Origin of the sequence: Bacteroides xylanisolvens XB1A, from assembly GCF_000210075.1 — a bacterium.
Classification (GTDB): Bacteria; Bacteroidota; Bacteroidia; order Bacteroidales; family Bacteroidaceae; genus Bacteroides; species Bacteroides xylanisolvens.
Window position 1 is genome coordinate 894,319 of sequence record NC_021017.1, and the last position, 11,182, is coordinate 905,500.

Genomic DNA, 11,182 nt, shown 5'->3' on the forward strand with positions numbered 1-11,182 from the left:
AGAGATTTGAGCAACCAATGAAAGCCTTATTCCTTATATTCCACGGCTTCGACAAAGCCAACGGAATTAGCAAAAAAATACACTATCAGGTAAAAGCCCTCAAAGAATGTGGGTTAGATGTTCGTTTATGTTATTATGACATAAGCCCTTCCGGTGAACGCCGCTGGATGGCAGACAATGCAGTGATTGCTGAATTGGGACAAGGAGTGTTTGCGAAAATTCGGAAACGGTTGGGCCTAAACTGCATAGCAAACTACGTACTTCGCGAAAATATACATTTTGTCTACATCCGTTCATATCATAATGCAAACCCTTTCACCATAAATATGGTGAAACGTATGAAGAAAAAAGGAGCAAAAGTGGTCATGGAGATACCGACTTTTCCTTACGATCAAGAGTACATCACATGGCCTATGAAATTCAAAAGGCTCACAGATCGTTGTTTTCGTCATCGCCTGGCCTCTTTCCTTAATGGAATAGTCACCTTTTCAAACGCTAAAAATATCTTTGGCGAACGAACAATCCGCATATCTAACGGAATTGATTTTGATGCCATTCCTATGAAGAAACAAATGAATGACACGACACATGAGCTACATTTAATAGGAGTAGCTGAAGTACACTATTGGCATGGATTCGATCGACTTATCCGTGGATTAGCTGAATATTATTGTACGAATCCTGACTACAAAGTTTATTTTCATATCGTGGGACCATTATCCGGCGAACGTGAAAAGCAAGAAATCCTTCCCGTCATTCGTGATAATAAACTAGAATCTTATGTTATCCTCCATGGACCACAGCATGATCAGCAACTTGACGCCATGTTTGAGCAGGCAGATTTTGCTATCGGTAGTTTAGGCCGACACCGCAGTGGTATCACACATATCAAAACTTTAAAAAATCGCGAATATGCTGCACGAGGATTGGCATTTACTTATTCAGAAATCGACGAAGATTTTGATAAGATGCCTTACATTTGGAAAGCACCACCAGATGAATCACCTATTAATATTCAACAGTTAATCAGCTTTCAAAAGTCTCTGACTATGACTCCGCAGAATATTAGAGAATCTATCCGTCCATTGTCCTGGACAGCGCAAATGAAAAAAGTCATCGATGAATTGGACATCAGACCACAGCATACAATACTTGAAAAGTAATCCGATGAATAAAAAAGTAAAAATAGCCTATTGCATCCCCTCGCTCTATTATCCTAGTGGAATGGAACGTGTACTTACACTAAAAGCAAACTATTTTGCAGAACATTTAGGGTATGACATACACATCATATTGACCGATGGAAAAGGAAAAGAACCTTACTATAAATTGTATCCATCCATCACCACCCATCAGCTCGACATCAACTATGACGAATTGTATGGCCTTTCCTTACCGAAACGAATTCACCGATATTGGAGCAAACAGAAATTGTTTAAAAAAAGGCTGGAGACATGCCTCAATGAGATTGAACCGGACATTACCATCTCTCTCTTACGACGTGATATAAACTTCATCAATAAGATGAAAGACAAAAGCATTAAGCTTGGAGAAATCCACTTCAACAAGTCCAATTACCGGGAATTCAGCGACAACTGTCTTCCTGGTATCATTCAGCGTGCCGTCAAGCAATACTGGATGTGGCAACTCATCAGGCAGGTGCGACAACTCAAAAGTTTTGTCGTCCTTAGCCATGAAGATGCTGCCGAATGGACAGAGCTCAATAATGTAACCGTAATCTACAATCCACTCCCGTTTTTGCCGGAACAACAATCGGATAACACCCCCAAACAGGTCATTGCCGTAGGCAGATATGTCCCTCAAAAAGGATTTGACCGTTTAATATCTGCTTGGAGCATTGTCAATAAAAAACACCCGGACTGGATTCTCCGTATCTATGGTGATGGTATGCGGGAACAACTTCAGAACCAAATCTACGAACTAGGAATTAGCCCCAGTTGTATTCTGGAGCATAGCACACCGGATATTGTCGATAAGTACTGTAAAAGTTCTATCTTCGTCCTTTCTTCGCGTTATGAGGGATTTGGCATGGTTATTATAGAAGCAATGGCATGTGGAGTACCTCCCGTCTCATTTACATGCCCCTGCGGACCGCGTGATATCATCAGCGACGGAATAAACGGACTATTAGTAGAAAACGGTAATATAGAGGGATTAGCAGAGAAAATCTGCTATCTGATAGAAAACGAAAATGTACGACGAGAAATGGGACGGCAAGCTCGAATGGATATAGAACGTTTCAGGATCGAACCAATCGCAGAACAATGGAAAACATTGTTTGAAAGTATCATTGAAAAAAATAAAGATTTATGAAATGGTATACTAAATATCTGCAAGTTTACGAACAACCTTTCGATTCAGCACCAAAGGAAGCAGTAGATTTCGTAAAAACTAAATTGCAGAAATTATCGGAAAACAAACAACCCTTAGCATCTGTCATTCTCATCTGCTATAATGAAGAAAAGCGTTTGCTAAGTTGCTTATGGTCGCTTTGTGACAACATCTGTGACTTTCCGATTGAAATTCTGGCTGTCAACAACAATTCTTCCGATCGAACTGAAAGTGTGCTCCAACAGTTGGGAGTCACTTATTTCAATGAGCTTAAGAAAGGACCGGGACATGCCCGCCAATGCGGATTAAACCAAGCAAAAGGAACATACCATATCTGTATTGACACCGATACCATGTACCCGAACAATTACATCAAGACACATGTAAAAAAACTAATGCAACCAAACGTAGTCTGCACGTTCAGCCTTTGGAGCTTTATTCCTGATGAGCAACACTCTAAATGGGGATTATGGTGGTATGAATCATTAAGAGACTTTTACCTGCGCATTCAAGCCATACAGCGTCCGGAACTTTGTGTACGCGGCATGACATTCGCATTCAAAACAGAATTAGGCAAGCAGTTAGGATTCCGCACAGATATCATTCGTGGTGAAGACGGCTCACTGGCTTTAGCGATGAAACCTTACGGAAAACTCGTCTTTATCCATTCTTCAAAAGCACGGGTTATAACCGGATATGGAACAGTAGGAGCAGATGGAGGACTGTTTAAAAGCTTCAAAGTGCGTTTTATCAAAGGATTAAAAGGTATTGGAGGATTATTCACCAGAAAGAAAAAATATAAAGATAAAGACAATAATTTAATCAAATAAGCAAATGAAAATAATAAGAAAAATTATTCTAGTTGTTATTTGTGTAATATTAGTTGACTATATATACCAGTATAATCAATTTCAAAAGTATAATCAGGCTCCATTAATTATCAAGACTCCGGAAGGTAGTAACCAACCCTATCACCCATCAGTAATATACATTCCGGAAGGATGGAATGGATATAAATACTGGATGGCGGAAACTCCATATCCCTTAGGTGAGGATGGTGATTGGAAAGGATTGCCTCCATATAGAGAACGATGGGAAAATCCATGTGTGCATGTATCTAAAGACGGAATACATTGGAACGATTTTGAGGACTCTCAAAATCCAATAGATGATTTAGACGAAAACAATATTATAAATAAAGATTATTTTTCAGACCCACATTTAGTCTTTTATAAAGATACTTTAGAGTGCTGGTACCGCATCAGCCATCAAAAAAATAATGCTACTTATATATTACGCAAATATACTCTCAATGGAAAAGACTGGTCTCCCCGAGAGGTGATGATAAATCTACAAGATACCTCTATCATAAAAAATGAAACAGGTAATATGGTTATAAGCCCTGCGATACATAAAGGTACTAATGGATATGTAATGTGGTATGTGAACAGTATAGAAAAGCCAAGAGAAATCTGTAGAAGTTTTTCTACAGATGGGAAAAAGTGGAGCAAAAAAGAAACATGTCATCTACCTGACAATTCTGTTACCCCTTGGCATATTGATTTAGCATATATAGACAAAATATATTATCTAGTTATATATGATTATGATACTAATAACCTAGTATTATACTCCAGTTCCGACGGCTTATCATTTAACAACAAAAAATATATATTATCCAAAGCTCCAATGCTGGGTTCTTTTTATTCCTATGGTTTATATCGAAGTTCACTTATTAAGGACAATGAAAAATATAAGCTATATTTTAGTGCTTTTGAGAAAAAAACTGCTATAGGACTAATGGAAGGAAATTCAATAAGTACATTACATGCTACTTCTGCAGAGGGAAATTTTATATCTTTCTGCAAATTTCCAATTGTATATTTGAGGAATAAAAAACAGTCGCTAAAGGAATTATTTCAATAGCATAGTTGAAAACAAACAATATAATTATGATTGGCGGCACCTTAAGCGTATTTAAAAGTATTTGCAGACAAAATAGTGAGATAGAAATATGAATATAAAATTATTAATCAAACAATTTACATTCCCCTTGTCGTTAATATTACTATGCTATATTAATTTACAATACATGCACTACTCAATTCTTATTGATAAATATTCTCTTACTCCATTCTCATATCTGGAGAATATCATTCATGCTTTTATCGATATATGCCTATTATTCTTTATTCCACTTTATCTAATTGGAAAAAAGACTTATTTATTTTTCATTCCATATACTATCATTACAATACTGGTAATTGTAAATGTATCTTATAGTAGATTCTTCTACACATATATGCCTCCAATATTATATGGAGAATTCAACAATCTTGACGGACTATCAGCTAACGTATTTGCAACTATTAGGTTCTCTGACATTACAATACTAATAACAACTCTTGCAAGTATCTTATCTTATAAACAATTTCATAGAGCTTATTCTGAAATAAGAAGAAAGACACGAAGAATCTTTTCCCTTTACATATTAGGAATTGCATTTATTTTATTAGGAGGATTAATAGCTACAGCAACAATACATTGGTCATCATTAAACTACAAGTATGTTCACCCTTTTAAAAATAGTCCAACAGAAAGTATATTCAAATTCGGAATAATTTATGGGACCATTATACAATGTGCATCAAACAACAAACAAGACTGTAACCCAGAGGAAGTGGCAAAACTGGAACCATTCTTTTACGAATCAAAATATAGTATTGAATATCCACCAAAAGAAAATATTATTCTCATTATAGTAGAATCCCTTCTTTCGTTCCCTACAGATCTAAAAATAAATGGAATAGAAATTACTCCTACCCTCAACAAATTAGTAGAAAAAGGAGCATACTACAATAATAACATGACTTCTCTGATACAATTAGGCGAATCGAGCGACGGACAATTCACATACCTCAACGGACTTATACCCAAAACAAAAGGTGTTACCATTTACGATTATTTTAATAATACTTTCGTGTCCTTGCCCAAACTTTTAAAGAAACAAAAACCTGGAATCGAATGTAGAATGGTTATTCCTACTTCATCTAAAACATGGAGACAAGATGGAGTATGTATCCAATATGGGTTTGATAAACTCTATTCACGAAAGGAATATACATTGAGTAATTATAAAGAAAATTGGTTAAATGATAAGCTTCTTTTTGAATATGCAGCAAGCATAGACAAAAATAGCAAACAACCTTTTTTCTCACTTATCCTCACATCATCAACGCATTCTCCATATACCAAAGCAGTTGAAGACTACCTCATTCCATTCCCTGACACATATTCAGAAGAATTAAAAAATTATCTATCTAATGTGCATTATATGGATAAATACTTAGGTAAGTATTTGAATTTCTTAAAAGAAAATCATCTTTACCACAATTCTCTAATTATAATAGCCAGTGACCATTCCATTTCAAATGACTGGCTTAAATCCAAAGAAGAAGATAATGTTTCTTTTCAAATCCCATTGTATATTGTAAACTCTCCACAAAAGATCGACAAAACAAGCGATTATGTTATCACGCAAGCTGATTTATTTCCAACCCTTCTTGATTTGGGGGGTATTCATTCTGAATGGAGAGGAGTAGGAAATAGCTTACTTTGCCCTGATTCCATTTTGAACACCGAAAGAGAAAAAAAACGAATAATATATAGAGAAAAAATTTCTGATATTATATTAGATAGTGATTATTTTAAAGGAAAGAAAATATCTAAATAAATACAGCTATGAACGAAATCATCACTCTTTGTCTTGAAATAATTTTCTGGTTTGCCTTGTTCATTGTGTTCTACACATATCTGGGCTACGGAATTGTGCTTTACGTTCTCGTCAAGTTGAAAGAACTTTTCGTGAAGCCTGTGAAGCGTTCGTTGCCGGCATCGGACGCTGGTTTGCCGGAAGTGACTCTCTTCATTACAGCATTCAATGAAGAAGATGTTATAGACGAAAAGATGGAGAACAGTCTTGAACTGGACTACCCTGCGGACAAACTGCATATCGTATGGGTGACAGACGGAAGCAACGACGGTACGAACGAACGACTGAAAACCCGTTGGCAGGGAAAAGCGACCATACACTTCCAACCCCTACGACAGGGTAAGACAGCCGCAATGACACGTGGAATGACGCTGGTGGACACTCCGCTCGTCGTCTTTACGGATGCTAACACTATGGTAAACCGGGAAGCAATACAGGAAATCGTACTTGCTTTCCAAGACCCGAAAGTGGGCTGCGTGGCCGGCGAAAAACGGATCGCCGTACAGACCAAAGACGGAGCCGCTGCCGGTGGGGAAGGTATTTACTGGAAATACGAATCAACACTGAAAGCACTTGACGCCCGCCTCTACTCTGCTGTAGGAGCAGCAGGCGAACTATTTGCCGTGCGTCGTGAACTATTCGAAGCAATGGAACCGGATACGTTGCTCGATGATTTTATTCTTTCGCTCCGGATCACCATGAAAGGTTATACCATTGCTTATTGCACCAATGCTTACGCCATCGAAAGCGGTTCGGCAGATATGCGCGAAGAAGAAAAGCGGAAAGTGCGCATCGCTGCGGGAGGATTGCAGTCCATCTGGCGACTTCGTCCGTTGCTGAATCCTTTCCGCTACGGGACACTTAGCTTTCAATATACGTCTCACCGGGTATTGCGATGGTCTATTACTCCGTTCCTGTTGTTTGCTCTCTTCCCGCTGAATATTGCGATTCTGCTGTTAGGCGGTTCCGCGATATTCTACGGAGTGCTGCTTGCCATGCAGGTTCTTTTTTACGGATTGGGATATTGGGGATATTATCTATCCACCAAACAGATAAAAAACAAGTTGCTTTTTATCCCCTACTATTTCTTATTTATGAATGTCAATGTGCTGAAAGGCATCCGTTATCTGAAAAAGAAAAAAGGAAGCGGAGCCTGGGAAAAGGCGAAACGCGCTGAAAAGTAAAACAAATGCTATTATCTTTTGTTATCCTTACTATAAGACATTAGTCTCTATCATCTAATAAAAAACAGACATGAACAGAATATTACATGATGCGAATAACGCACAAAGAATATTGAAACTGACGGCAGATACAATGCTATTGGTTGACAGGCACGGAGTCTGCGTAGACATTGAGCCTCATTGTGATCTATGGTTTCTGCAAGAGGATATACTTTTAGGAAAAAATATATTTGAGCTTTTACCAGAATATACGAGAGAGAGGGTGATGCCCATCTTCCAGATTGTACTCGAAGAACAAAGAAGCATCAGCAAGAACTTCAAGTTGGTGCTGAAAGGCGAAACTTTTTACTTCAAATGCCTCATGTTCCCTTATGACGGTATGGTGCTTTGCCAATATCGCGACATCACGCAAAGAAGCAACGTAAAAAGACAGTTGGAACAGGCAAATCTCACCCTGCGGGCTATCCAAAAGGTAGCCCAGATAGGACAATGGACGTACAATACGAAACAGAATATTTTTCATTATCTTGGATATACCGGTGTTTTGTGCGAGGAAAATGTGCAAAACCTTGCCATTGAGAAATATGTGGAACTGATTGTAGAAGAAGACCGTCAGAGTTTTATGGAATGGTGTCGGGTGAACGAAAAAGAACTCAACATGGAAAGCATCAGCTACCGTGTCCGCCTGAACGGAGAAATCTTCTATATGCGTATCCAGACTTATCTGCGTGAACAACGCTCCGACGGTAGTTTCAATATCGAAGGCTATATCCAGAACATCACGGACATACAGCATCGTAGAAATGACATCAATACACTGACTCATGCCATCAACAACGCCAAAGAAAGTATCTTTGCCGCCAAGCCCGATGGCACGATTATCTTTGCCAACCGTCGTTTCCTGTACAATCATGGTATTTCAGAAAACGAAGACATCAGTCAATTAAAGATTTACAATGTCGCCGCAGATATGCCTACACAAGAGGCTTGGAACGAACGTTGCAAAGATGTCATACACGGTGGCAGCAGTAACTTTGTGGCTCATCACCCATCTAAAATCAATAAAGGTATATTGGCTTATGAAGGCACGATGTACAACGTGACCAATGATTCCGGAGAAGAAAGTTACTGGTCGTTTGCCCATGATATTTCCGAGAGGATTCGGTACGAAGCCCAAATCAAACGGCTCAACCAAATCATGGATACAACCATCAACAATCTCCCTGCCGGGATTGTAGTGAAGGAAATCAACAACGACTTCCGATACATTTACCGGAATCGGGAGGCCTACAACCGCGATCTTTATAAGAACGACCCTGTCGGCAAGAATGACTTCGATTTCTACCCGCCTATCGTAGCCGAAAAGAAGAGACAAGAAGATATCCAGGTGGCCACCACCGGAAAAGGTCTGCACTGGACTGCTGAAGGAAAGGACAGAAACGGAAACATGATTATCCTCGACAAACGGAAAATCCGGGTGGACGGTGACGAATTGTCTTCGCCTATCATCGTCAGCATCGAATGGGACATCACGGAGCTGGAAATGATAAAACGGGAACTTCAATCGTCGAAAGAGAAAGCGGAAATGTCTGATAGCCTGAAGTCGGCCTTCCTCGCCAATATGAGTCATGAAATACGTACGCCGCTGAATGCTATCGTAGGTTTCTCGCATCTCATTGCCGAAAGCGACGATGCGGAAGAACGGAAGACGTATTATAACATCGTAAACGCGAACAACGAACGTCTCCTGCAACTTATCAACGAGATTCTCGACCTCTCGAAGATTGAATCGGGAACCATCGAGTTTTCCTTCGGACCGGCTAGTCTCCATAATCTCTGCCGGGAAGTGCACGATGCTCATATATTCCGTACTCCGCAGGGAGTAAGCCTTGTCTATGAATCCTCGGACGAAAGTCTGATGATTGAAACGGACAAGAACCGGGTATTCCAGGTGATTTCAAATCTGATTGGAAATGCTGTCAAGTTTACGAAGGAAGGAAGCATCAGTTATGGTTACAAACTGGCGGACAATCAGATTGTATTCCACGTAACGGATACCGGAACAGGAATTGAACCGGAGAAAGTGGGGCGTGTGTTCGAGCGTTTCGCAAAGCTGAACAATCATGCGCAGGGTACAGGATTGGGGTTATCTATCTGTAAGTCTATTGTTGAACGGCTCGGTGGAAAGATTTCCGTCAACTCCGAATTTGGCAAGGGGACGACGTTTACATTTACTTTACCATACACGATTGCAAATCCTGCAAATGTGGATTCTTCAAAGAAAGAGAATGGTGAAGGGAACATTGCTGGAATAGCATCTGCCGGAAAAACTGCAGATTCGAGTGTTGACAGTTCTGCAAATACACGGCATGCCTGTATTTTGGTTGCCGAAGATACGGACAGTAACTTCGACTTATTGGAGGCTATTTTAGGTAAAGATCACCGGCTTATACGTGCGCATGACGGAATGGAAGCTGTCACGATGTTCGATGAAGTGAAACCGGATCTTATCTTGATGGATATCAAGATGCCGAATCTGGACGGACTGGAAGCTACAAAAATCATCCGTGAACTGTCTGCCACTGTTCCTATTATTGCTCAAAGTGCCTTTGCATACGAACAGGACCGGAAAGCGGCTGAAGAAGCGGGATGCAATGATTTTATAGCTAAACCAATAGCGGATGATAAGTTGAAAGCAATGATTCATAAATGGTTGCTTCCTTCGTAGAGAGCTTAATCCCTCATGATATAACCAGCAAATAATTTAGATTAAATGAAAGCCTTTTACAGACTGTTTTATTACATATCCATCGTGCTGACCAGTATTTTGGCAGGAGTTACCATTGCGGGTGCTTTCGTAGGCAATGCCGCACCGGATAGTTTCAAATTTATGCCTTTCATCGGTTTGATACTGCCGATACTTTTATTGGCTAATCTTGCTTCTGCTATCTACTGGACGATTCGTTGGCGGTGCTGGGTTTTCATCCCTCTGATTGCTATATTCAGCAATTGGGGGTATATGAGCTGTGTATTACAATCGCCTTTTTTCAGTCCGGCTTCGTCACCGATGGTTAAAATGAATGTATATACTCCGGGGGTGTTGACGGTTGCTACTTACAACGTCGATGCCTTTAACCACGAGCATACCGGCTACTCATGCAAGGAGATTGCTTCTTACATGAGAAACCTGCAAGCAGATATTCTCTGTTTTCAAGAATTTGGCATAAACGATGAGTTTGGCATCGATAGTATATCCGCAGCTCTTTCTAATTGGCCGTATCATTATATTCCTTCTTCGCCCGAAGGGAAAAATCTGTTGCAACTGGCTGTTTTCAGCCGTTATCCTATCAAGGAGGAGCATCTTATCATCTATCCTGATTCGAAAAATTGCAGTCTTGCATGTGATATTGAAATCAATGGTCGCACCATCCGCCTGTTCAACAATCATCTCCAAACAACGGAAGTAAGCCAGAACAAGCGCAAACTGGAAAAGGGACTTCGTACGGATGATTCCCAAAGAGTGGAACATGCTACCCTGGGACTTATCGACGGCTTACATGAGAATTTCCGGAAACGGGCCGTACAAGCTGATCTTCTCAAGCAACTGATAGCCGCCTCCCCCTATCCAACTCTAGTCTGCGGTGACTTTAACTCTCTGCCGTCTTCGTATGTTTATCACACTATAAAAGGTGATAAGTTGCAGGATGGCTTTCAAACGAGCGGACATGGGTATATGTATACTTTCAAGTACTTCAAGCATCTGTTGAGAATCGACTATATTCTCCATTCACCGGAACTGAATAGCACGGATTACTTCTCGCCGGATCTTAATTATAGCGACCATAATCCGGTGGTGATGAGGATGAAATAAAAA

Annotated in this window: 8 protein-coding genes; all 8 read left to right on the top strand. The window is 39.9% G+C overall.

The window, feature by feature from the left end; all coding sequences use genetic code 11:
- Window positions 1-17: 17 nt before the first annotated feature.
- The 8 genes from BXY_RS03670 to BXY_RS03705 all read left to right on the top strand — a co-directional run bounded on the left by BXY_RS03670 (window position 18) and on the right by BXY_RS03705 (window position 11,179).
- On the top strand, window positions 18-1,163 hold the full coding sequence (locus BXY_RS03670; protein ID WP_004315923.1) for a glycosyltransferase family protein: 1,146 nt from the start codon (window positions 18-20) through the stop codon (window positions 1,161-1,163).
- A gap of 4 nt (window positions 1,164-1,167) precedes the next feature.
- The gene (locus BXY_RS03675; RefSeq protein ID WP_008770970.1) at window positions 1,168-2,334 is read left to right on the top strand and encodes a glycosyltransferase family 4 protein; all 1,167 of its coding nucleotides are present in this window, start codon (window positions 1,168-1,170) and stop codon (window positions 2,332-2,334) included.
- Complete coding sequence (locus tag BXY_RS03680) at window positions 2,331-3,182, top strand: glycosyltransferase family 2 protein (RefSeq protein WP_004315925.1); 852 nt, start codon at window positions 2,331-2,333, stop codon at window positions 3,180-3,182. The genes BXY_RS03675 and BXY_RS03680 overlap by 4 nt, the downstream gene beginning before the upstream one ends.
- A 4-nt stretch (window positions 3,183-3,186) precedes the next feature.
- Window positions 3,187-4,278, top strand: a complete 1,092-nt coding sequence (locus BXY_RS03685) for a hypothetical protein (RefSeq protein WP_004315926.1) — start codon at window positions 3,187-3,189, stop codon at window positions 4,276-4,278.
- 166 nt (window positions 4,279-4,444) lie between these two features.
- Window positions 4,445-6,085: an LTA synthase family protein gene (locus BXY_RS03690; protein WP_015531241.1), complete on the top strand. Its 1,641-nt coding sequence runs from the start codon at window positions 4,445-4,447 to the stop codon at window positions 6,083-6,085.
- A gap of 8 nt (window positions 6,086-6,093) precedes the next feature.
- Window positions 6,094-7,308, top strand: coding sequence for a glycosyltransferase family 2 protein (locus BXY_RS03695; protein ID WP_008770969.1), 1,215 nt, complete (start codon window positions 6,094-6,096; stop codon window positions 7,306-7,308).
- 70 nt (window positions 7,309-7,378) lie between these two features.
- Window positions 7,379-10,036: a hybrid sensor histidine kinase/response regulator gene (locus tag BXY_RS03700; protein ID WP_008770968.1), complete on the top strand. Its 2,658-nt coding sequence runs from the start codon at window positions 7,379-7,381 to the stop codon at window positions 10,034-10,036.
- A gap of 45 nt (window positions 10,037-10,081) precedes the next feature.
- Window positions 10,082-11,179 (top strand): endonuclease/exonuclease/phosphatase family protein, encoded by a 1,098-nt coding sequence (locus tag BXY_RS03705; protein ID WP_008017354.1) that lies wholly within the window; start codon window positions 10,082-10,084, stop codon window positions 11,177-11,179.
- Window positions 11,180-11,182 lie beyond the last annotated feature (3 nt).